The 21,668-nt window shown below is 74.2% G+C and carries 19 protein-coding genes and 1 tRNA gene; 13 read left to right on the forward strand and 7 right to left on the reverse strand.

What is annotated here, in order from left to right; all coding sequences use genetic code 11:
• Window positions 1–32 precede the first annotated feature (32 nt).
• From AB0J00_RS01315 to dnaK, 4 genes are all read right to left on the reverse strand, one after another.
• Window positions 33–464 (reverse strand): helix-turn-helix transcriptional regulator, encoded by a 432-nt coding sequence (locus AB0J00_RS01315; protein WP_357739009.1) that lies wholly within the window; start codon window positions 462–464, stop codon window positions 33–35.
• Complete coding sequence (dnaJ, locus tag AB0J00_RS01320) at window positions 461–1,690, reverse strand: molecular chaperone DnaJ (protein WP_357739010.1); 1,230 nt, start codon at window positions 1,688–1,690, stop codon at window positions 461–463. Before dnaJ ends, AB0J00_RS01315 begins: the two co-directional genes overlap by 4 nt.
• 90 nt (window positions 1,691–1,780) lie before the next feature.
• Complete coding sequence (gene grpE, locus AB0J00_RS01325; protein ID WP_357739012.1) at window positions 1,781–2,473, reverse strand: nucleotide exchange factor GrpE; 693 nt, start codon at window positions 2,471–2,473, stop codon at window positions 1,781–1,783.
• Between the two features lie 68 nt (window positions 2,474–2,541).
• Complete coding sequence (dnaK, locus tag AB0J00_RS01330) at window positions 2,542–4,407, reverse strand: molecular chaperone DnaK (RefSeq protein WP_357739014.1); 1,866 nt, start codon at window positions 4,405–4,407, stop codon at window positions 2,542–2,544.
• Window positions 4,408–4,672: 265 nt separating this feature from the next.
• On the opposite strand from dnaK, the gene AB0J00_RS01335 reads away from it, so the two are divergent.
• The 4 genes from AB0J00_RS01335 (at window position 4,673) to AB0J00_RS01350 (ending at window position 9,988) form a co-directional block, all read left to right on the forward strand.
• Window positions 4,673–6,961 carry a (Fe-S)-binding protein gene (locus AB0J00_RS01335; RefSeq protein WP_357739016.1) on the forward strand — a complete coding sequence of 763 codons (2,289 nt, stop codon included), beginning with the start codon at window positions 4,673–4,675 and terminating at the stop codon, window positions 6,959–6,961.
• 118 nt (window positions 6,962–7,079) lie between these two features.
• Complete coding sequence (locus tag AB0J00_RS01340) at window positions 7,080–7,640, forward strand: hypothetical protein (RefSeq protein WP_357739017.1); 561 nt, start codon at window positions 7,080–7,082, stop codon at window positions 7,638–7,640.
• Window positions 7,641–7,672: 32 nt separating this feature from the next.
• Entirely contained in the window at window positions 7,673–8,638 is a 966-nt protein-coding gene (locus tag AB0J00_RS01345; protein WP_357739019.1) for a DUF389 domain-containing protein, read from the forward strand.
• A gap of 48 nt (window positions 8,639–8,686) precedes the next feature.
• Entirely contained in the window at window positions 8,687–9,988 is a 1,302-nt protein-coding gene (locus AB0J00_RS01350; RefSeq protein WP_357739021.1) for an MFS transporter, read from the forward strand.
• A 12-nt stretch (window positions 9,989–10,000) separates the two neighbouring features.
• Here AB0J00_RS01350 and AB0J00_RS01355 read toward each other — a convergent pair whose 3' ends face one another.
• On the reverse strand, window positions 10,001–10,783 hold the full coding sequence (locus tag AB0J00_RS01355) for a methyltransferase (RefSeq protein ID WP_357739023.1): 783 nt from the start codon (window positions 10,781–10,783) through the stop codon (window positions 10,001–10,003).
• 83 nt (window positions 10,784–10,866) lie between these two features.
• Window positions 10,867–11,472 carry a dCTP deaminase gene (gene dcd, locus AB0J00_RS01360; RefSeq protein WP_357739026.1) on the reverse strand — a complete coding sequence of 202 codons (606 nt, stop codon included), beginning with the start codon at window positions 11,470–11,472 and terminating at the stop codon, window positions 10,867–10,869.
• A gap of 132 nt (window positions 11,473–11,604) precedes the next feature.
• On the opposite strand from dcd, the gene AB0J00_RS01365 reads away from it, so the two are divergent.
• The 5 genes from AB0J00_RS01365 (at window position 11,605) to AB0J00_RS01385 (ending at window position 16,933) form a co-directional block, all read left to right on the forward strand.
• On the forward strand, window positions 11,605–12,177 hold the full coding sequence (locus AB0J00_RS01365) for a PAS domain-containing protein (RefSeq protein WP_357740115.1): 573 nt from the start codon (window positions 11,605–11,607) through the stop codon (window positions 12,175–12,177).
• Complete coding sequence (locus AB0J00_RS01370; protein WP_357739029.1) at window positions 12,174–13,133, forward strand: methyl-accepting chemotaxis protein; 960 nt, start codon at window positions 12,174–12,176, stop codon at window positions 13,131–13,133. Before AB0J00_RS01365 ends, AB0J00_RS01370 begins: the two co-directional genes overlap by 4 nt.
• Before the next feature lie 109 nt (window positions 13,134–13,242).
• Complete coding sequence (locus AB0J00_RS01375) at window positions 13,243–16,077, forward strand: S8 family serine peptidase (RefSeq protein WP_357739032.1); 2,835 nt, start codon at window positions 13,243–13,245, stop codon at window positions 16,075–16,077.
• Between the two features lie 112 nt (window positions 16,078–16,189).
• Window positions 16,190–16,260: transfer RNA gene (locus AB0J00_RS01380), tRNA-Gly, on the forward strand.
• A gap of 139 nt (window positions 16,261–16,399) precedes the next feature.
• Window positions 16,400–16,933 (forward strand): GNAT family N-acetyltransferase, encoded by a 534-nt coding sequence (locus tag AB0J00_RS01385; protein WP_357739035.1) that lies wholly within the window; start codon window positions 16,400–16,402, stop codon window positions 16,931–16,933.
• A 12-nt stretch (window positions 16,934–16,945) separates the two neighbouring features.
• On the opposite strand, the gene fdhA is transcribed toward AB0J00_RS01385, so the two are convergent.
• Complete coding sequence (fdhA, locus tag AB0J00_RS01390; protein ID WP_357739038.1) at window positions 16,946–18,175, reverse strand: formaldehyde dehydrogenase, glutathione-independent; 1,230 nt, start codon at window positions 18,173–18,175, stop codon at window positions 16,946–16,948.
• 168 nt (window positions 18,176–18,343) lie between these two features.
• On the opposite strand from fdhA, the gene AB0J00_RS01395 reads away from it, so the two are divergent.
• From AB0J00_RS01395 to dhaM, 4 genes are read left to right on the forward strand one after another with little or no spacing between them, the layout of a single operon-like run.
• Window positions 18,344–19,282 (forward strand): MIP/aquaporin family protein, encoded by a 939-nt coding sequence (locus AB0J00_RS01395; RefSeq protein ID WP_357739041.1) that lies wholly within the window; start codon window positions 18,344–18,346, stop codon window positions 19,280–19,282.
• Window positions 19,283–19,284: 2 nt separating this feature from the next.
• Window positions 19,285–20,286: a dihydroxyacetone kinase subunit DhaK gene (dhaK, locus tag AB0J00_RS01400; protein ID WP_357739044.1), complete on the forward strand. Its 1,002-nt coding sequence runs from the start codon at window positions 19,285–19,287 to the stop codon at window positions 20,284–20,286.
• Between the two features lie 2 nt (window positions 20,287–20,288).
• Window positions 20,289–20,921 carry a dihydroxyacetone kinase subunit DhaL gene (gene dhaL, locus AB0J00_RS01405; RefSeq protein ID WP_357740118.1) on the forward strand — a complete coding sequence of 211 codons (633 nt, stop codon included), beginning with the start codon at window positions 20,289–20,291 and terminating at the stop codon, window positions 20,919–20,921.
• A 15-nt stretch (window positions 20,922–20,936) separates the two neighbouring features.
• The gene (gene dhaM / locus AB0J00_RS01410) at window positions 20,937–21,347 is read left to right on the forward strand and encodes a dihydroxyacetone kinase phosphoryl donor subunit DhaM (RefSeq protein WP_357739047.1); all 411 of its coding nucleotides are present in this window, start codon (window positions 20,937–20,939) and stop codon (window positions 21,345–21,347) included.
• The last annotated feature ends 321 nt before the right edge of the window (window positions 21,348–21,668 follow it).

The raw sequence follows: 21,668 nt of genomic DNA on the forward strand, positions 1-21,668 counted from the left end.
GGTGTTCCGGGACACGGCGTTCCCGGAACCGGTCACTTCCCGCTGGGTCGCCACACGACGAGGGCGGCGCCGGGCTGCGAGCGGGGCATGAGGTCGTGCCGGTACCCGGCGTGGACGGCGGACTCCGCGGCGATCCGCCGGGTCTCGGCGACCTCCAGCTCGGCCAGCAGCTCCTGGACCCGGGCCTGCAGCGCCTCGACCCGGCTCTCCAGGTCGATGATCCGCTTGATCCCGGCCAGGTTGACGCCGTCCTCCTGGCTCAGCCGCTGCACCTCACGCAGCAGCTCCACGTCGCGCGGGCTGTACCGGCGGCCGCCGCCCGCGGTCCGGCCCGGGCTGACCAGCCCGAGCCGGTCGTACTGGCGCAGCGTCTGGGCGTGCATGCCGGCCAGCTCTGCGGCCACCGAGATCACGAACACCGGCGCGTCGTCGGCGACACCGCGACGCGGCTCGGGCGCGGTCACCGGGCACCTCCGTTCGCGAGCGCGGCCGTGATCTCCGGCCGCGGGTCGTCGGGCAGCTCGGCGGCCAGCTTCTCGATGGCCTCGCGGGCCGCCGGGGTGAGGCGCTGGGGCACCGCGACCTCCACGGTGACCAGCAGGTCGCCGGTGGCGCCCTTGCCGGGCACCCCGCGCCCGCGCACCCGGAAGGTCCGCCCGCTGCTGGTGCCGGCCGGGACCTTCAACGACACCGACCCGTCGAGGGTCGGCACGGTGAGGGTGGTGCCGAGCGAGGCCTCGGCGAAGGAGACCGGGACGGTGATCGTCAGGTCGTTGCCGCTCCGGCCGAACAGCTCGGACGCCGCCACGTGGACGACCACGAAGAGGTCGCCGGCCTGCCCGCCGCGCCGGCCCGGGGCGCCCTTGCCGGCCAGCCGGATGCGCTGCCCGTCCTTGACGCCGGCCGGGATGCGCACGGTGATGGTGCGGACCTGGCTGGTCACGCCGCTGCCCTTGCACTCCGGGCACGGGTCGTCGACGACCGAGCCGGTGCCGCGGCACTCCTTGCAGGGCTCGGAGAAGGCGAACGCGCCCTGGCTGCGGCTGGTGACCCCGGCGCCGTTGCACACCGGGCAGGTGTGCGGGCTGGTGCCGGGCTTCGCGCCGTTGCCGTGGCAGGTGCCGCAGGTGCCCGGGCTCTGCATCCGCAGCGGGACGGTCACGCCCAGCACGGCCTCGTCGAACGACAGCGTCGCCTCGGTTTCGACGTCCTGGCCGCGGGCCGGGCCGGACGCCGCCTGCTGGCGCCCGCGCGCGGTGCCCGGGGCGCCGGCGGCGCCACCGCCGAACAGGCCGCCGAACAGGTCGCCGAGGCCGCCCGCGCGACCGCCCGCGGTGCCGGTGCTCGCGCCGCCGAAGATGTCGCCGAAGTCGAAGGGCTGGCCGGTGCCGCCGGGGAAGCCGCCCGGGAAGCCACCGGGGCCGCTCGCGCCGGGCCGGAAGCCGCCACCGGCGAACAGCCGGCGGGCCTCGTCGTACTCGGCGCGGCGCTTCGGGTCCGACAGCACGTCGTAGGCCTCGGAGACCTCCTTGAAGCGGGTCTCGGCCTGGGTGTTGCCGGGGTTCTTGTCCGGGTGCAGCTCGCGGGCGAGCTGGCGGTAGGCCTTCTTGATCGCCGCGGCGTCGGCGTCCTTGGCGACGCCCAGGGCCGCGTAGTAGTCCTTCTCGACGAAGTCCCGGGTGCTGCTCATCGGGCGTCCCCCTCTCTGCTGGTGGTTCCGGGTGTGCGGCGTGCCCGGCCCGCGTCCCGGTCAGGACACGGGCCGGGCACGCCGGTGGTGTCAGCCCGCGGCGGGGCCGTCGGCCGGCTGCGCCTGCCCGGCGTCGGCCGGGGCGGGCGACTCGGGGTCGCTGACCCCGACCATCGCTGTGCGCAGCACCTTGTCGCCGCGGCGGTAGCCCGGCCGCAGCACGGTGGTGGCGGTCGGCACGGTCACCTCCGGGGAGGTGTCGTGCAGCACCGCCTCGTGCAGCGAGGGGTCGAACGGGTCGCCGGCCTGCCCGAACGACTCGACGCCCAGGCCGTCGAGCAGCCCGAGCACCCGGTCGGCGACCACCTTGAACGCGCCGGTGAGGTCACCGTGGTCCCGGGCCCGCTCGATGTCGTCGACGACCGGGAACAGCTGGGCGGCGAACCGCTCCGCCGCCTGGTCGACGACCGCGACCCGGTCCCGGTCCACCCGGCGCCGGTAGTTGGCGTACTCGGCGGTGACCCGCTGCAGGTCCTCGGTGCGCTCGGCCAGCTGGCGGGCGGCGTCGTCGTTGCCCGCGTCGACCGGGGCGGCCGGCTGCTCGGGGCCGCCGTCCACCACGGGACCGGTTGCCGTCTCGTTCTCGCTCATCTGCTCTCCTCGCGCCGGCGCCGCGCCGGCCGGCTGCCCGCCGGCCTGCTCGCGGACCGCGCCACTGGTCGGGTCGATGCGCCGCAAGTCCTGGATGACCACCCGCGGCGCCTGCTCGTCCTGCTGGCTCATCGGTCTCCCCCCGTGACCCGGCCGGCGGACCACCCCGAGAGGCGGCCCGCCGGACCGGGTGCGCGGTGTCAGCGCTTGTCGGTGTCCTCGTCGACGATCTCGGCGTCGACGACGTCGTCGTCGGCCGCCGCGGAGGCGTTCTCGGCACCGGTGGCACCAGCCGCGCCGGCCCCCTCGGCACCGGGGGTCTCCTGCGCCTGGGCGTACAGCGCGCCACCGACCTCCTGGGAGATGCGGGCGACCTTCTCCTGTGCGGCCTTGATGGCCGCGATGTCGGAGCCACCGAGGGCGCCGCGCAGCTCACCGAGGGCCTCGCCGAGCTCGGACTTCTTGTCCTCGGGGATCTTGTCCCCGTTCTCGGCCAGGAACTTCTCGGTCTGGTACTGCAGCGACTCGGCGAGGTTGCGGGTCTCCGCCTCGTCGCGGCGGCGCTTGTCCTCCTCGGCGTGCGCCTCGGCGTCCTTCATCATCCGCTCGATGTCGTCCTTGGGCAGGGCCGAGCCGCCGGTGATCGTCATCGACTGCTCCTTGCCCGTCCCGAGGTCCTTGGCGGTGACGTGCACGATGCCGTTGGCGTCGATGTCGAAGGCCACCTCGATCTGCGGGACGCCGCGGGGCGCCGGGGGCAGACCGGTCAGCTCGAACATGCCGAGCTTCTTGTTGTAGGCGGCCATCTCGCGCTCGCCCTGGAAGACCTGGATCTGCACGGACGGCTGGTTGTCGTCGGCCGTCGTGAAGATCTCCGAGCGCTTGGTCGGGATCGTGGTGTTGCGCTCGATGAGCTTGGTCATGATCCCGCCCTTGGTCTCGATGCCCAGGGACAGCGGGGTGACGTCGAGCAGCAGGACGTCCTTGACCTCGCCGCGGAGGACACCGGCCTGCAGGGCCGCGCCCACGGCGACGACCTCGTCGGGGTTGACGCCCTTGTTGGGCTCCTTGCCCCCGGTCAGCTCGCGCACCAGGTCGGTGACGGCCGGCATGCGGGTCGAGCCACCGACGAGGACGACGTGGTCGATGTCGCCCACGGAGATGCCGGCGTCCCGGACGACCTGGTTGAACGGCGCGCGGGTGCGCTCGAGCAGGTCCTGGGTCATCCGCTGGAACTCGGCGCGGGTGATGGTGACGTCCAGGTGCAGCGGGCCCTCGGCGCCGGCCGTGATGTACGGCAGGTTCACGTTGGTCGACTGCGCGCCGGACAGCTCGATCTTGGCGCGCTCGGCGGCCTCGCGGAGCCGCTGCATGGCCAGCTTGTCCTTGGACAGGTCGATGCCGTTGGACACGTTGAAGGTCTTGACCAGGTGGTCGACGACCTTCTGGTCCCAGTCGTCGCCGCCGAGGTGGTTGTCACCGGCGGTGGCCTTGACCTCGATGACGCCGTCGCCGATCTCCAGCAGCGACACGTCGAACGTGCCACCACCGAGGTCGAAGACGAGGATCGTCTGCTCGGTCTCGCCCTTGTCCAGCCCGTAGGCCAGCGCGGCGGCGGTCGGCTCGTTGACGATGCGCAGGACGTTGAGGCCCGCGATCTCACCGGCCTCCTTGGTGGCCTGGCGCTGCGCGTCCTCGAAGTACGCCGGCACGGTGATGACCGCGTCGGTGACCGGCTCGCCCAGGTAGGTCTCGGCGTCCCGCTTCAGCTTCTGCAGCACGCGGGCGCTGATCTCCTGCGGCGTGTACTGCTTGCCGTCGATGTCGCCGGTCTTCCAGGTGGTGCCGATCTCGCGCTTGACGCTGCGGATCGTCCGGTCGACGTTGGTGACCGCCTGGTTCTTCGCCGACTGACCGACGAGGACCTCGCCGTTCTTGGCGAAGGCGACGACCGACGGGGTGGTCCGGGCGCCCTCGGAGTTCGCGATGACCGTGGGCTCACCGCCCTCCAGGACCGCGACGACGGAGTTGGTGGTGCCGAGGTCGATGCCGACCGCTCGTGCCATGGATGGCTCTCCTGTGGTTGCGGGGTGGGTCTCTTGCTGGTCCGGTGGTCGAGGGACCTCGGCAGCGGTCGAACCGCCTTGCGCGTGGTCCGCTCAACTTTCCTGCCCAGGGTAACGGCACGTCGGCGTCGGGTGTTCCCGGGGCCCGCGAATTCCCCGACGCGCACCGGCGCACCGGTTACCGACGAGTAGCCTGTGGCGGCCCGGCTAGTGTCCGCAGCCGGGCAGGGCGACGACGCCCGCGCACGCGCACGAGAGGGAGCCCATGGGCCCGCTGCAGATCGTCCTCGGCACGCTCGCCGTGCTCCTGCTGGCCGTGTCGGTGGTGTACGCGACCAAGGCCGTCCGCGCGATCCTGCGCATCCTCCGGACCGGTCAGCCGGCCCCCGGGCGCACCGGCCCGGTCGGCTCCCGGGTCAGGACGCTGGTCGTCGAGTCGCTGGGCCACACCCGGATGCTCAAGTGGTCGGCGATCGGCGTCGCCCACTGGTTCGTCTTCGTCGGCTTCTACGGGCTGTTCCTCACCCTGGTCGAGGCCTTCGGCGAGGTCTGGGACCCGGCGTTCCACCTGCCGCTGATCGGCGAGTGGAGCCTGTGGAACCTGTTCGTCGACGTCATCGGCACCGGGACGACGCTGGGCATCCTGTACCTGATCGTGCGGCGCCAGTACGACCACCCGCGCCGCCAGGGCCGGGGCAGCCGGTTCGCCGGGTCGAACGAGGGCCGCGGCTACTTCGTCGAGGCCGTCGTCCTGGTCATCGGCATCTGCATCCTGGCCATCCGGGCGATCAAGGTCGCCGCCGGCCTCACCGACGCGCCGTCCTGGTCGCACCCGGTCTCCGGCGCGCTGTCGCACCTGGTGCCGGCGAACCCGGACCTGCTGAGCGTGGTCGCGTTCGTGAAGGTCGTGGTGAGCCTCGTCTGGCTGATCACCATCTCCCGGGTGCTGAACATGGGCGTCGCGTGGCACCGGTTCAGCGCGTTCTTCAACATCTACCTGAAGCGCGAGGCCGACGGCGCGCCGGCGCTCGGCCCGCTGCAGCCGATGATGAGCAACGGGCAGCCCATCGACTTCGAGGACCCGGGCGAGGACGACGTCTTCGGGCGCGGCAAGATCGAGGACTTCACCTGGAAGGGGATGCTGGACTTCACCACCTGCACCGAGTGCGGGCGGTGCCAGAGCCAGTGCCCGGCCTGGAACACCGGCAAGCCGTTGTCGCCCAAGATGGTCGTGATGGACCTGCGGGACCACCTGTACGCCAAGGCCCCGTACCTGACCGGCGTGCAGAAGGCCTCCGACGACGCCCCCGACTTCGCCGACTACAGCGTCCTGCAGCCCAGCGACGAGCAGGTCTGGGCGTCCGGGTTCGCCCGCATCCCGGGCACCAACGACGCCCAGGCGCACCGGCCGCTGGTCGGCACGCTCGAGGAGGGCGGGGTCATCGACCCCGACGTGCTGTGGAGCTGCACCAGCTGCGGCGCCTGCGTCGAGCAGTGCCCGGTCGACATCGAGCACGTCGACCACATCATGGACATGCGCCGCTACCAGGTGCTCATCGAGTCCAGCTTCCCGTCCGAGGCCGGCGTGATGCTGCGCAACCTGGAGAACCGCGGCAACCCGTGGGGCGTGCAGCCCAGCGTCCGCGACGACTGGATGAAGGACCTCGACTTCGAGGTGAAGCAGGTCGACGGCGCGATCGACGACGACGTCGAGTACCTGTTCTGGGTCGGCTGCGCCGGCGCCATCGACGACCGCGCCAAGAAGGTCACCAAGGCGGTCGCGGAGCTGCTGCACATCGCCGGCGTCGAGTTCGCCGTCCTAGGGTCGGGCGAGACCTGCTCGGGCGACCCGGCCCGCCGGATGGGCAACGAGTTCGTCTTCCAGATGCTGGCGGCGGAGAACGTCGAGACGCTCAACGGCGTCTTCGAGGGGCGGGAGAAGGGGCGGCGGAAGATCGTCGCCACCTGCCCGCACTGCTTCAACTCGCTGGGCCGGGAGTACCCGCAGCTCGGCGGCGACTTCGACGTCGTCCACCACACGCAGCTGCTCGGCCAGCTGGTCGAGGACGGCCGGCTCACCCCGGTCACGCCGGTGGACCGCAAGGTGACCTACCACGACCCGTGCTTCCTGGGCCGGCACAACAAGGTCTACACCCCGCCGCGGGAGATCCTCGACTCCGTGCAGGGCCTGTCCACGAGTGAGATGCACCGCTGCAAGGACCGCGGCTTCTGCTGCGGCGCCGGCGGCGCGCGGATGTGGATGGAGGAGAAGATCGGCAAGCGGATCAACGTCGAGCGCACCGAGGAGGCGCTCGAGCTCGACCCCGACGTCATCTCCACCGCCTGCCCGTTCTGCATCACGATGCTGAGCGACGCGGTGACCAGCAAGAAGCAGGCCGGCGAGGCCAAGGAGCACGTCGAGGTGCTCGACGTCAGCCAGATCCTGCTGCGCTCGATGGCGCCCGTGGGCACGCCGGGCACCGGGTCCGGCCCGGAGGTGGGCACCGAGCCCGACGACCCGGCCGGCACCGGCTCGGCGGCCACCCAGCACTGAGCTCAGCACTGATCAGGTGACCTGATCACCGGCTGTCCCCCTCTACCAGCGTTGGTGCGGGCGGACAGCCGTTCGTGCAGGGGAACGGCGCCGCGCCGCCGCAGGGGACACTGGCGGCGTGAGCTTCCTCTTCGGTGGCGTCCGGGGCCGCGAGGACCCGGAGCTCGCGGCCGGCAACCGCCGCAGCGCCGTGCACTACGCGCGCGACATCAACGACCAGCGCACCCTCGCCGACGACCGCCCGCCGATCCGCCGCGGCCGGCACTGGACCTGGCTGGGCGTCGCGGTGGTGGTGCTCGGCGTCCTCGGCTTCACCCAGGGCCGCAGCGGCGACGCGGTGCCGCTGACCGCCGACTGCGACTCCCCGGCGATCGCCGTCGAGCACAGCGTCGTCGACGCCGGGACGCCGCTGCGCTACCGGCTCACCGGCCCGGACGACGCCTCGTACGTGGTCACCGTCGACGGCGCCCCGGTGCGCGGCGACGCCGGCAGCACGGTCAGCTACACCGACACCCCCGCCGGGCCCGCGCTGCAGCTGCAGCAGTGCCTGTCGCCGACGCTGGTGGTGGCTGCCCCGGCCGGCGACGGCCCGCACCGGCTCGCCGTGCTGGCGCTCGCGGCCGACGGCAGCACCCGCGAGGTCGCCGACACCACGGTCACCGTCCAGGGCACCCGGTAACAGCGGCGTTCGCCGGGCGGTAGACATCTGCTGTGCTGCTCCACCTGCGGGTCGTCGTGCCCGCCGACCGGTCGGACGACGTCCGCGAGCTGTTCACGGGCAGCGAGGGCGTCGCCCACCTCGCGGTCCTGCCCGGGGCGGCCGTGACCCCGGCCGGCGACCTGTTCCTCGCCGACGTCGCCCGCGAGTCCGCCGACGGGCTGGTGCGCGAGCTGCGTCGGCTGCACGTCGACGTCGACGGCGGGATCGCCATGGAGTCGGTCGACGCGGCGGTGTCGCGCCCGGCGGAGGAGGCCGAGCGCCGGGCACCCGGGGACGGCGCGGACGCCGTCGTCTGGGAGCAGGTCGTCCGGACGACGGCCGCCGACGCCGCCCTCAGCGTGGCCTTCCTGTCGTTCCTGACCATCGCCACGCTGCTGGCCGCGATCGCGATCGTCACCGACTCCGCCATCCTCACCGTCGGCGCGATGGTGCTCGGGCCGGAGTTCGGGCCGCTGGCCGCGCTGGCGCTCGCGCTGGTGCACCGCCGGCCGTCGCTGGGCCGGTCGGCGCTGGTCTCCCTGGGCACCGGCTTCGCCGTGGCCATCGCGGTGACCGCCCTGCTGGCGCTGGCCGCCCGCGGGCTGGGCTGGGTCGACCCGTCGCTGCTCACCCGCGACCGGCCGAACACCGCGTTCATCACCTCGCCGGACACGTGGTCGTTGGTGGTCGCGGTGCTGGCCGGGATCGCCGGGGTGCTGTCGCTGACCGCGGGCCGGAGCGGCGCCCTGGTCGGCGTCTTCATCTCGGTCACCACCGTGCCGGCCGCCGGCGACATCGGCCTGTCGCTGGCCCTGGGCAGCGGCTCGTCGCTGCAGGAGGCGGCCACCCAGCTCGGGGTGAACCTGCTGGGCATCGTGCTCGCGGCGCTGGTCACCCTCGGCCTGCAGCGGGCGGTGTGGCGGCGGGTGCCGGGGTCGGTGCCGCGGGTGCGCGCCGTCGGCGGCCGGGCCACCTGACCTCCCCGCCCGGCAGCGACGGGGGCACGGGGTGGAGAATCCGGGCACGTGACCCGCAGCGCCCCGGCCTCCAGCACGCCCGTCTCCCGCCGCGGGCTGGTCCTGGTCGCCGTCGCCATCGTGCTGACCGGCTTCAACCTCCGGACGGCGGTCGGCAGCGTCGGCCCCGTGCTCGAGGAGGTCGAGCAGGGGCTGGGCGTCTCCTCCGGGCTGGCCGGGCTGATCACCAGCATGCCGGTCATCTGCTTCGCGCTGATCGGCTTCACCGGCCCGCCGCTGGCCGCCCGGTTCCGCGACGGGCACGTGCTGGCCGCCGCGCTGCTGGCGATGACCCTCGGCCTGGTGGGCCGCGCGGTGGTGAGCTCGCCGGCGCTGTTCCTGGTCGGCACCGTGGCGGCGATGGTCGGCGGCGCGCTGGGCAACGTCATGCTGCCGGGGCTGGTGAAGAAGTGGTTCCCCGGCCGGACCGGCCTGGTGGTGGGCGCCTACGGCGGGGCGCTGTCGCTGGGCAGCGCGCTGAGCAGCATCGTCACCCCCGCGGTCGCCGACCGCGTGGGCGACGACGGCTGGCGCTGGGGGCTGGGCCTGTGGTCGGTGTTCGCCGTGGTCAGCATCCTGCCGTGGCTCGTCGTCCCGGTCCGGCCGGGCGCCGTGCCCGGCCGGCGGGTGACCGTCCCGGTGCGGGCGATGTTCCGCAGCCGGCTGGCCTGGGCGATGGCGGCCTTCTTCGGCCTGCAGTCGATGCAGGCCTACATCGTGATCGGCTGGACCGCGCAGTACCTGCGCGACCAGGGCATGGCCGCCTCCACGGCGGGGCTGCTGGTGGGCGTCAACGGCCTGATCGGCATCCCGCTGGGCGCGCTGGTGCCCAGCGGCACGGTGCGCCAGCACTGGCAGCGGCCGATGCTCGTCGGCTTCATCGCCTGCTACCTGGCGGGCTGGACCGGCCTGCTGCTGTGGCCGCTGGGCGCCGCCTGGCTGTGGCTGAGCCTGCTCGCGGTCGGCATGGGGACCTTCCCGATGATCCTGGCGCTGATCGGCCTGCGCGGGCGGACGCCGGACTCCGTCGGCGCGCTGTCGACGTTCTCCCAGGGCTGGGGCTACGCGCTCGCCGGCGTCGGCCCGCTGCTGGTGGGCCTGCTCCGCGGCGCCACCGGCGGGTACACCGGCATGTTCGTGCTGGTGTACGCCGGCGTGGCACTGCTCGCCGTCGTCGGCTGGTACGTCTGCCGGCCGCGGTTCGTCGACGACGAGGTGCGCGGGCTGCCGGCCGCCCCGGCGGCGGACGGCGGGCCCGAGGTGGAGGTGGCCGGCGCGGAGCCGCCGGTCAGCGTGCCGCCGCGGTCCTGAGCCGGCGGCGCGTCAGACGGTGAGCTGGAGGGCCCGCAGCAGCTCGGCGGAGCGGTCGCGGGTGACCAGCGGCGAGCGGGTCAGCAGGGCGACGGCCACCACGTACTCGTCGTCACCGGCCCAGCCGCGGCCCTCCTCGCGCAGCCGGGCGATGTGCTCGCGCACCTTCGGCTCCCGGCTGTAGGCACCGAACTCCAGGCCCATCGCCAGGAAGTTCGCCGTCCGGTAGCCCTTCTGCTGGGCCGCGGCCACGGTGGCGGCCGGGTCGGAGTAGCTGGGCAGCGCGATCAGCACGTGGTCGAAGCCGGCGTCGACGAGCCGCAGCGAGAGGTCGTTGCCGTACCAGCCGCCCCACAGCTCGGGCATCCGGATGTCGCCGTCGGGGGCGGGGATGTACGGCGGGTTCGCGATCACCGTCGACAGCCGGTCGGGGCCGGTGTGCTCGGCCCAGTCGAAGAAGTCGCCGTGGTGCACGGTGTACCGGTCGGCGACGCCGATCCCGGCGATGGTCTCGCGTGCCCGCTCCACCGAGCTGGCGCTGATGTCGGTGCCGCGCACCCGCAGCTGCGGCAGGGCGCCCACCACGTGCGCGATCGCCCGCGCGTCGCCGCTGCCGAGCTCCGCGACGCCCTCGCGCTGCCAGGGCACGACCGCGGAGTAGGAGGTCAGCAGCAGCTGGACCCCGAACGCGTAGTGCGCCGACTCCTCGGCGCAGTCGAAGAAGCCGTCGTCGACCCCGTCGCCGGCATCGGCGGACGACGGCGGCAGCAGAACGGCGGTGTCCCGGGGGTCCATGTCAGCGGCCTACCCGCGATCGCCGTCCGGAACCAGGTCGTGCACGACTGTTCACCCGACCGGTGGTCCCCCGGCGGCGGAGGTCAGGACAGCGGGCTGGCGGGGTCGGGGCGCCGGGTGTCGGCGACGGAGAAGTTGCGGAACGAGCGGGACGGCGTGGGCCCGCGCTGGTCCTGGTAGCGGGAGCCGTAGACCGCCGAGCCGTAGGGGTGCTCGGCGGGCGAGCTGAGCTGGAACAGGCAGAGCTGGCCGATCTTCATGCCCGGCCACAGCGTGATCGGCAGGTTGGCCACGTTCGACAGCTCGAGCGTGATGTGCCCGGAGAACCCGGGGTCGACGAAGCCGGCGGTCGAGTGGGTGAGCAGGCCCAGCCGGCCCAGCGACGACTTGCCCTCCAGCCGCGCGGCCAGGTCGTCGGGGACCGAGACGACCTCCAGCGTCGAGCCGAGCACGAACTCGCCGGGGTGCAGCACGAACGGGTCGTCGCCGGCCGGCTCCACCAGCGTGGTCAGGTCGTCCTGCTGCTGCGCCGGGTCGATGTGGGTGTACCGGGCGTTGTTGAACACCCGGAAGAACCTGTCCAGCCGGACGTCGAGGCTCGAGGGCTGGACCATCGCCTCGTCGAACGGGGAGATGCCGAGCCGGCCGGCGTCGAGGGCGGCACGGATGTCGCGGTCGGACAGCAGCATGGCGCGGAGTCTAGGCAGCAGGGCCCTTGGTCCCTGCTGCGGAGGTTCGGGTGCAGACCGGGCGCGGGCTGCCGAGACACGAGGTACGGCATCGTGCCGGAACCCGGTCGGCAGGAAGTGGAACCCGTGACGATGACCCGGCCGGCGCCGGCGCGCCCGCGCAGCGGGCGGAGGACGCCCACCCCGACCGGGGTCGAGCGCACGTTCTCCCCCGACGAGCTGATCGTCTCGAAGACCGACACCCGGGGCGTGATCACCTACGCCAACGACGTGTTCCTGCGGGTCGGCGCCTACGCGCTCGACGAGGTCGTCGGGCAGCCGCACAACCTGATCCGCCACCCCGACATGCCCAGAGCGGTGTTCGGGCTGCTCTGGGAGACCCTTGCGGCCGGCCAGGAGCTGTTCGCCTACATCGTCAACCTGGCTGCGGACGGGGCCCACTACTGGGTGCTGGCCCACGTGACCCCCTCGCGGGACGCGGCCGGCCGGATCGTCGGCTACCACTCCAACCGCCGGTGCCCGGCACCGGCGGCGATCGCCGCAGTCCGCCCGCTCTACGAGCAGCTGCTGGCCGAGGAACGGCGCCACGCCGGCGGCCGGGCCGCGGTCGAGGCGTCCTCCGCACTGTTCCGGCGCCTGGTCGCCGAGCGGGCGTCCAGCTACGAGGACCTCATCTGGTCGGTCATCTCAGAGAAGGGCGCGTGACCGTGGGACGACGCACCGACCGCGGCGGCGAGGCCGCCGAGCTGGCGGTCTACCGGGCCTTCGTCCAAGCGCTGACCGAGTCCTGCGACGCCGCGGCGCACGGCGACCTGGAGTCCCGAGCCCGGCCGGTGCCCGGCTCGGACGACGTCCCGCAGCTCGTCGCCCTGCAGAACAGCGTCAACCGCGCGCTCGACGTGTCCGACGCGTACGTCCGCGAGTCCAGCGCGGCGCTGACCTCCGCGGCGGAGGGCCGCTTCCACCGGCAGGTGCTGCTGACCGGGCTCCCGGGTGCCTACCGGCACGGCGCCGCGGACATCAACGACGCCCGGGACGCGATGCGCCGGACGCAGGACCGGGTGACGGAGGCCCGGGACAGCCGGTTCCGGCTGGCCGACGAGTTCGAGTCGGTGGTGCTGGCGACCAGCGAGGGTGTGGCCACCGCCGCCACCGAGCTGAGCGCCAGCGCGGCCGGGCTGACCGGCGCCGCCACCGCGGCCGGCGCGGAGGTCAGCCGCGCCCGCGCGACGATCGCCTCGCTCGACCGGTCGTCGACGGAGATCCAGCAGGTCATCGCGATGATCGAGACCGTCGCCGACCAGACCCGGCTGCTCGCGCTCAACGCCACGATCGAGGCGGCCCGCGCCGGCGAGAGCGGGAAGGGCTTCGCCGTCGTGGCCAGCGAGGTGAAGGACCTCGCGGACCAGACCGCACGGGCCACCGAGCGGGTGACCGCTCAGGTGGAGTCGGTGCGCGCTGCCTGCGGTGACGTCTCGACGGTGATGACCAACGTCGGGTCGACCGTCGAGGAGATGACCGGCCTGGTCGACGGCATCGTCGCGGCCGTCGACGGGTCGTCGTCGCTCGGGCCGGCCGGTTCCGACGCCACCGGGTTGTCGCGGATGGCCGAGCAGCTGCGGTCGGAGATGACCGGCTTCCTGCAGGTCATGCGCGGCTGACCGGTTCACCCGACCGGGTCGATCTGCCCGGATGCGCTCCAGGCCGCCGTCCGGGCTGCCGTTGTCCCCCGGAGCGTGCCCGCACCCGGCGGCGCGCGGAGGAGGACCCATGGCGACCACTGCTGGGCGGCAGCCCCGCAGCACCGGCGGGACGCGGCGCCGCCGCCTCCGGCTGATCGCGGCCGGCGCCGCGGCGCTCACCGGCTTCGGCGGGGCGGCCGCCGTCGACGCCCTCGCCGACCCCCCGGTCGCGGTGGCCGACGGCTACGGCGCGGGCGACGGGCTGACCCGCTACGTCGTCACCGCGGACGCCGGCGACGCCACCCCCGGCTTCCTGGCCACCCTGGAGCAGCAGCCCGGGGTCACCAACGCGCAGCGGCTGTTCGACGGGTCGGCGCTGGTGGCCACCGACGGGCTGGTGCCGCAGGCGCTGCGGGACGTCGCGGGCGTGCGCACCGTCGAGGTCTCGACGCCGGTGCCGGTGCTCGGCACCGCGACCGACCCGTACTACGCCGGGTACGGCTGGCACCTGGAGAACACCGGGTCCAACGCCTACCAGCAGGCCGCGACGGCGGACGCCGACATCGACGGCTCGGCCGCCTGGGACACCACGACCGGCCGCGGCGTCGTGGTCGCCGTCGTCGACACCGGCTACGACTCCGACCACCCGGACCTCGTCGGTGCGCTGTGGACCAACCCGGTACAGCCCTGCGGCGCGACCGACACCGACGGCAACGGCCTAACCGGCGACTGCCACGGCTGGAACTTCACGACGAACTCGCCCGACGTCGACAACGGCGCCGGCGGCAGCCACGGCACGACCGTCTCCGGGGTCATCGCGGCCCGCAAGGACAACGGCGCCGGCGGGACCGGCGTCGCGCCGAACGTGACGATCATGCCGCTGGTCATCGGCAGCGGCGAGACCGTCGACCCCAACCTCGGGGCGCAGGCCATCCGGTACGCCGCCGACCACGGCGCGACCGTGGTCAACGCGTCGTGGGGCGGCCCGAGCGGCGGCACCCAGCTGGCCAACCTGCGCTCGGCGGTCGCCTACGCGGCGTCCAAGGGCGTGCTCGTGGTCGCCGCGGCCGGCAACGACGCGGTCGACCGGGACACCTCGCTGATGTACCCGGCCGACCTGACCGAGGCCAACGTGCTCACCGTGGGCTCCTCCACCGCGCAGGACACGGTCAGCGACTTCTCCGCCTGGGGCGCGACCTCGGTCGACCTGTTCGCCCCCGGCACGCTGGTGTTCACCACCTGGAACGACGGCGGGTACCGCCTGGTGTCGGGCACCTCGATCGCCGCACCGCAGGTCGCCGCGGCGGTCGCGCTGTACCGCGCGGCCCGGCCGGCGGCGTCCGCCCTCGACCTGCGGGCCGCCGTGCTCGCCGACGCCGACCCGGTCGCCGCCTTCCGCGGCCGGTCGGTCAGCGGCGCCCGGCTGAACGTGTCGAGGACCGGTGGCGCCCGCGAGCTCTCCTACCGGTTCAGCGGCATGACCGGCACCGCCGGCACGCAGACCCCGCAGGTGCAGGTCAGCGCCCCGGCCGCGGCCGGGGACTGGTCGGTCACGCTGGGCCTGGGCATGCGGTGGAACGGTGAGGTGTGGGCCGTCGCCGACGTCCCGGTGCAGCTCGCCGGCCGCACCGGGACGACGGACGACGCCGGTGAGGTGACCTTCCCGCTCGGCTCGCTGCCGACCGTCGACGGTCAGGTGCTCAGCCCGACGCTGTCCCTCGGCGAGGGCGAGTACGCCCTCACCGTGCAGCTGACCCGCAACGGCGCCGCGGTCGGCGGTCCGGTGGCGGCACCGCTGCGCGTGGCCGCCGTCGGGTCGGGCTCGTCCGGCTCCGGCTCGTCCGGCTCCGGCTCGTCCGGCTCCGGCTCGTCCGGCTCCGGCGGCTCCTCGGGCTCGGGCGCCTCGGGCCCCTCGGGCTCGGGCCCCTCGGGCTCCGACGCCTCGGGTCCCAGCGGCTCGGGCTCCGGCTCCGGCTCGTCGGGCTCCGCCGGCTCCGGGCCCGCCGGCTCCGGCACCGGGTCGGGCTCTGGCTCGGGTCCGGGGGCGACCGGTGGGGGCACCCGCCCGTCGACCGGTGCCACCCCGCCGTCGACCGGGTCGGGCAGCGGCACCCCGGGCACCGGCTCGCCGTCCAGCGGCCAGCCCTCCCCGGGCTCGCCGTCCACCGGTCAGCCGCCGACCGGCTCCGGCAGCGGCACCCCGGGCACCGGCTCGCCGTCCCCCGGCCAGCCCTCGACCGGTTCCCCGGCGGCCGGCGGGTCCGGCGGCTCGGGCTCCGGCGGCTCGGGCTCCGGGTCGTCCGGCCCGGCCGACCCGGGCACGGGCAGCCCGGACGTCGTCCGCTACCCGGCCGTCGGCGCCTTCGGGCTGACCAGCATCTCGCCGTCCCGTGTCGGGACGGCGGGCGGCACGGTCGTCACCGTGACCGGGAACGCGCTGCCCACCGGGCCGCGGATCCGGATCGGCGCCACCCGGACGGCGACCGTCGTCGCCACCGGCCCGACGTCGGTCAGCTTCCTGGCCCCGGCGCTGGTCGCCGGCAGCTACGACGTGACCGTCTTCGACGCCACCGGCACCCGGTCCTCGGTGCTCCCGGGCGGGCTGACGTACGTGGCCGACGCGTCGGCGGGCGGCAGCACGCCGCCGGCCGGCTCGGGCGGCACGGGCGGCTCGGGCTCCGGCCCAGGCGGCTCGGGCTCCGGCACGGGCGGCTCGGGCTCCGGCACGGGCGGCTCGGGCTCTGGCACGGGCGGCTCGGGCTCCGGGTCGGGCGGCGGCGCCGGGACCACCACTCCCGCGGTGGCCAGCCCGGCGACCGGTCCGCACGGCGAGCGGCTGGTCCGCACCGGCAAGTTCGCGAAGCTGTCGACGTCCTTCTGGACGGCGGGCTGCGCGGGCGGCTGCGGCGGCACGTCCCTCTGAGCGGCGCGGCCGGGCACTCCTCCGCGCGGAGGGGTGCCCGGCCGGGCGGTGTCCGGGCGGTGCGGGGAACTTGGTACTCTCATCGCCGAGGCGAGCTCCTGCTCGAGCCTCTGCGGGTGTAGTTCAATGGTAGAACATCAGCTTCCCAAGCTGACAGTGCGAGTTCGATTCTCGTCACCCGCTCAGCACCCGAAGGCCCAGGTCAGCGACTCGCCGACCTGGGCCTTCGTCGTCCCCGCCCCGTGCTGCGTTTCGCCGCCCACCGCGGGGGCCACTCCCCCGGGGTGTCGACCGCCCGCACGCCCGGACCGCGAGCCGCCGGGTGAGCCTGCGCCTGCGCACCGCCCCCACCGCCGACCTGGCCGGGGAGCTGCCCGCGCTGCGCGCCTTCCTCGACGCGGCGTTCGGGGACTTCGCCGACGACGACTGGTCGCACGCGCTCGGCGGGGTGCACGTGCTGGCCACCGTCGACGGCGAGCCGGCCGGCCACGCGGCGGTCGTCGTCCGGCAGCTGATCGCCGACGGCCGGACGTTGCGCACCGGTTACGTCGAGGCGGTCGCCACCGCGGCCGCCCACCGGCGCCGGGGCGTCGGGACGGCGGTGATGGCCGAGGTCGAGCGGCTGGTCACCGGCGGCTTCGAGCTGGGCGCCCTGGCGGCCAGCGCGGAGGGCGCCCGGCTGTACACCGCCCGCGGCTGGACCCCCTGGCGCGGAGCCACCGCAGCGCTCACCCCGGACGGCGTCCGCGAGACGCCCGACGAGAGCGTGTTCGTGCTGCCCACCCCGGCCACCCCGGCACCGCTGCACACCGCCGGGCGGCTGGTGTGCGACTGGCGCCGGGGCGACCTGTGGTGACGGGCGCGCGGCTCAGGCGGCCGTGCGGTTGCCCACCATGCCGTTCGGGTCGATCACGTACTTGCGGGCCGCGCCGGAGTCGAACTCCTGGTACCCCTTCGGGGCCTCGTCCAGGGAGATGACCGTGGCGTTGACCGCCTTCGCCACCTGCACCTTGTCGTGCAGGATCGCCATCATCAGCTGCCGGTTGTAGCGCATCACCGGGCACTGGCCGGTGGTGAAGGCGATCGACTTGGCCCAGCCGGTGCCCAGCGACAGCGACAGCGAGCCGACCTTCGCGGCCTCGTCGATGCCGCCGGGGTCACCGGTCACGTACAGGCCGGGGATGCCGATCGACCCGCCGGCCGCGGTGACCTCCATCAGCGAGTTCAGCACCGTGGCGGGTGCCTCCTTGGCCGCGCCCTCGCCGTGGCCGCGCGCCTCGAAGCCGACCGCGTCGACGCCGGCGTCCACCTCGGGCACGCCCAGGATCTGCTCGATCTGCTCCTTGGGCTCGCCCTTGCTGACGTCGACGGTCTCGCAGCCGAAGCTGCGCGCCTGCGCCAGCCGGTCCTCGTTGAGGTCGGCGACGATGACCACGGCCGCGCCCAGCAGCTGGGCGCCGACGGCGGCCGCCAGCCCGACCGGGCCGGCCCCGGCGATGTAGACGGTCGACCCGGGCTTCACGCCGGCGGTGACCGCGCCGTGGAAACCGGTCGGGAAGATGTCCGACAGCATGGCCAGGTCGAGGATCTTCTCCATCGCCTGGTCGCGGTCGGGGAACCGGAGCAGGTTCCAGTCGGCGTAGGGCACGGTGACGTACTCCGCCTGCCCACCGACCCAGCCGCCCATGTCGACGTAGCCGTAGGCGGCGCCCGGGCGGGCCGGGTTCACGTTCAGGCAGATCCCGGTCTTGCCCTCCTTGCAGTTCCGGCACCGCCCGCAGGCGATGTTGAACGGCACCGAGACCAGGTCGCCGACCTGGATGAACTCCACGTCCGGGCCGGTCTCCGCCACCTCGCCGAGGATCTCGTGACCCAGCACCAGGTTCGGCGGCGCCGTCGTCCGGCCGCGGACCATGTGCTGGTCGCTGCCGCAGATGTTGGTCGTGACCACCTTGAGGATCACGCCGTGGTTGAGCTTGCGCCCCACGTTCGCGGGGTTGACGCCGGGACCGTCCAGCAGCTCCAGCTTCGGGTAGTCGATCGCGTGCACCTCGACCTTGCCGGGCTCGATGTACGCAACGCCTCTGTTGCCTGCCATCCCAACCGCTCCTCGGGTGTTCGACTACGGGTTCCGCGAGTGTGCTCCCGATCACACCCGAGCGGGCCGGTCCCGTGCGCCAGGACCCATTGTCGTGAGAGCTGCGTCACACCTACTGTGTCGCTCGCCCGGGGCGCACACCGCGCACCGCCGTCCAGGGAGGGCACCGTGGCCGCCTCATTCCGCGAGCGCATCAAGCCGCACACGCTGGCCGGCGAGCTCGCCGCCGAGTTCGCCGGGACGCTGATCCTCATCCTCTTCGGCGTGGGCGTCGTCGCCCAGGTGGTCGCCGCGGAGATCGGCGACCATGACAGCATCACCTGGGCCTGGGGCCTGGGCGTCGTGCTCGGCGTCTACACCGCTGCCCGGATCAGCGGGGCGCACCTCAACCCGGCGGTGACCGTCGCCCTGGCCGCCTTCCGCGGGTTCTCCTGGCGCAAGGTGCTGCCCTACTCGCTGGCGCAGACGGCGGGCGCGTTCGTCGCGGCCCTGCTCGTGCGCTGGAACTACAGCGAGGTGCTCGCCAGCTTCGACCCCGGCCACACGATCAAGTCGCAGGGCGTCTTCTCCACCCTGCCGGGCAACGGGGCGCTCGACGTCGGCACCTGGGGGGCGTTCCGCGACCAGATCATCGGCACCGCGATCCTGCTGTTCCTGATCCTCGCGGTCACCGACCTGCGCAACACCTCACCCGGCGCCAACCTCGCGCCGTTCATCATCGGCCTGATCGTGGTCGCGATCGGCATGGCGTGGGGCACGAACGCCGGCTACGCCATCAACCCCGCCCGCGACTTCGGGCCGCGCCTGGCGTCCTTCTTCACCGGCTACGGCGGCGCGTGGCGCGACCAGAACGGCGACTTCTACTTCTGGGTGCCGATCCTCGGCCCGATCGTCGGCGGGCTCATCGGGGCCGGGCTCTACGACCTGCTCGTCGGCCGCTTCCTCCCGATCGCCGACGCGGACGCCGAACCCGGTCGCACGCCCAGCGACCCCGAGGACCACGAGGACCACCGCGCGGCCCGCCCCGACGGCGCACGCGGGGAGGACTACGGTTCCGACGGGTCGCAGGCCCGCCGGGAGTCGGTCCGTCCGTCTGCGCAGGAGTGACGATGAAGAAGCTCATCAACCAACCGTCCGACGTCGTCCCCGAGGCGCTGCGCGGGATGGCGCTGGCCCACCCCGAGCTGCGGGTGGACCTGGAGAACCGCGTCGTCTTCCGCGGCGACGCGCCCCGGCAGGGCAAGGTCGGGCTGGTCTCCGGCGGCGGCTCGGGTCACGAGCCGCTGCACGGCGGGTTCGTCGGGCTCGGCATGCTCGACGCGGCCTGCGCCGGGGAGGTCTTCACCTCCCCGGTGCCCGACCAGATGGCCGCCGCCACCCGGGGCGTCGACGGCGGCGCCGGCGTGCTCCACATCGTGAAGAACTACACCGGCGACGTCATGAACTTCGAGATGGCGGCGGAGCTGGTCGCCGCCGAGTCCGGCACCGAGGTCGTCTCGGTGGTCACCGACGACGACGTCGCCGTCCAGGACAGCCTCTACACCGCCGGACGGCGCGGCGTCGGGGTGACCGTGCTGGTGGAGAAGCTGGCCGGCGCCGCCGCCGAGCAGGGCCGCCCGCTCGCCGAGGTGGCCGACGTGGCCCGCAAGGCGAACGGCTGGGGCCGCAGCATGGGCATCGCGCTGACCTCCGGCACCGTGCCCGCCGCCGGCAAGCCGACGTTCGACCTGCCCGAGGACCAGATGGAGGTCGGCATCGGCATCCACGGCGAACCCGGCCGGCGTCGGGTGCCGCTGGCCCCGGCCCGCGAGGTGGCCGAGATGCTGGTCGAGCCGGTGCTCGCCGACCTGGACTTCACCGGCGGCGACGGCGTGCTGGCCTTCGTCAACGGCATGGGCGCCACCCCGCTGCTCGAGCTGTACCTGATGTACGGCGAGATCGCGGCGGTGCTGGAGAAGGCCGGGGTGACCGTGGCCCGCTCGCTGGTGGGCAACTACATCACCAGCCTGGACATGGCCGGCTGCTCGGTCACGCTGCTCAAGGTCGACGAGGACCTGCTGCGGCTGTGGGACGCGCCCGTGCGCACCCCCGCGCTGCGGTGGGGGACGTGAGCATGCCGGACACGCTCGACCTGACCGCCGTCGACCGCTGGGTGCGGGAGTTCGCCGCGGTGGTGCACGACCACCGCGACGAGCTCACCGAGCTCGACTCCCCCATCGGCGACGCCGACCACGGCGCCAACCTCGACCGCGGCCTCACCGCTGCGCTCGAGGGCCTGGCCGCCACCCCGCCGGCGGACGCCGCGGCGCTGCTCAAGGCCGTGGCGATGGCGATGATCAGCAAGGTCGGCGGCACCAGCGGGCCGCTGTACGGGACGTTCTTCCTGCGGATGTCCGGCGCGTTCGGCGACGGCTCGCCCGCCGCGTTCGCCGCCTCCTTCCGCGCCGGGGTCGACGGCGTCGTGGCCCGCGGGAAGACCGAGCCCGGCGACAAGACGATGGTCGACGCCCTGCTGCCGGCCGTCACGGCGCTGGAGGAGTCGGTGCAGGCCGGCAAGCCGCTGGCCGAGGCGCTGCGCGCGGCCGCGGACGCCGCTGCCGAGGGCCGCGACGCCACCACGCCGATGCTCGCCCGCAAGGGCCGGGCCAGCTACCTGGGCGAGCGCAGCATCGGCCACCAGGACCCGGGCGCGACCTCGGCGGCGATGCTCGTCGAGACGGCGGCGTCCGCGCTGCTGCGCGGCTGATGGCAGGCTGACCGGGTGGCACGCACCGGGATCGTCGTCGTCTCGCACAGCCGGCCGCTGGCCGAGGCCGCCGTGGCGCTGGCCCGGCAGATGCTGACCAGCAGCGACGTCCCGATCGAGGTCGCCGCCGGCACGGACGACGGCGGCCTGGGCACCGACGCGGTGGCCATCTCCGAGGCGGTCACCGCAGCCGACTCCGGCGACGGCGTGGTCGTGCTCATGGACCTCGGCAGTGCGGTGCTCTCGGCCGAGACGTCGCTGGAGCTGCTCGCCGACGACCTGCGCGAGCGGGTGGTGCTCAGCCCCGCCCCGCTGGTCGAGGGGCTGATCGGGGCGGCCGTGGTCGCGGCCGGCGGCGGCAGCCGGGACGCCGTGGCCGCGGAGGCGCTGCGCGGCCTGGCCCCCAAGCAGGCCCACCTCGCCTGACCGCCCGCCGTCCGGGTCGAGCCGCGCCACCTGACGCTGAGCCGTGCCGTGACGTGGCTCGACGTCAGCTCGTCCGGGTCGACCCGGACGAGGAATCCGAGGGTGCCGGCCAGAAGTCCCATCCGACCGGAGGAGCCGGCCAACCGGGCGGGGCCTGCCAACCGTGCGGCGGCCGCCAGCCCGGTGGAGCCGGTGGCCACCCCGGCGGCGCCGTGAACACCCTGCGGCGCAGTCGGCGGGCTCGCCACGTCCAGGCACCGGCCAGGACCACCGTCGCCGGCACGGCCAGCGCCAGGCCCTGGAGCAGGAACACGTACGGCT

Origin of the sequence: Modestobacter sp. NPDC049651 (assembly GCF_040659695.1) — a bacterium.
In the GTDB taxonomy this organism is placed as follows: domain Bacteria; phylum Actinomycetota; class Actinomycetes; order Mycobacteriales; family Geodermatophilaceae; genus Modestobacter.

Coding starts and splice junctions, on each gene's coding strand:
- AB0J00_RS01365 (WP_357740115.1), top strand. CDS start 11,605: ATGACCCGGCCGGCGCCGGCGCGCCCGCGCAGCGGGCGGAGGACGCCC.
- dnaK (WP_357739014.1), bottom strand. CDS start 4,407: ATGGCACGAGCGGTCGGCATCGACCTCGGCACCACCAACTCCGTCGTC.
- AB0J00_RS01375 (WP_357739032.1), top strand. CDS start 13,243: ATGGCGACCACTGCTGGGCGGCAGCCCCGCAGCACCGGCGGGACGCGG.
- dhaL (WP_357740118.1), top strand. CDS start 20,289: ATGCCGGACACGCTCGACCTGACCGCCGTCGACCGCTGGGTGCGGGAG.
- dnaJ (WP_357739010.1), bottom strand. CDS start 1,690: ATGAGCAGCACCCGGGACTTCGTCGAGAAGGACTACTACGCGGCCCTG.
- AB0J00_RS01335 (WP_357739016.1), top strand. CDS start 4,673: ATGGGCCCGCTGCAGATCGTCCTCGGCACGCTCGCCGTGCTCCTGCTG.
- AB0J00_RS01355 (WP_357739023.1), bottom strand. CDS start 10,783: ATGGACCCCCGGGACACCGCCGTTCTGCTGCCGCCGTCGTCCGCCGAT.
- fdhA (WP_357739038.1), bottom strand. CDS start 18,175: ATGGCAGGCAACAGAGGCGTTGCGTACATCGAGCCCGGCAAGGTCGAG.
- dcd (WP_357739026.1), bottom strand. CDS start 11,472: ATGCTGCTGTCCGACCGCGACATCCGTGCCGCCCTCGACGCCGGCCGG.
- grpE (WP_357739012.1), bottom strand. CDS start 2,473: ATGAGCCAGCAGGACGAGCAGGCGCCGCGGGTGGTCATCCAGGACTTG.
- dhaK (WP_357739044.1), top strand. CDS start 19,285: ATGAAGAAGCTCATCAACCAACCGTCCGACGTCGTCCCCGAGGCGCTG.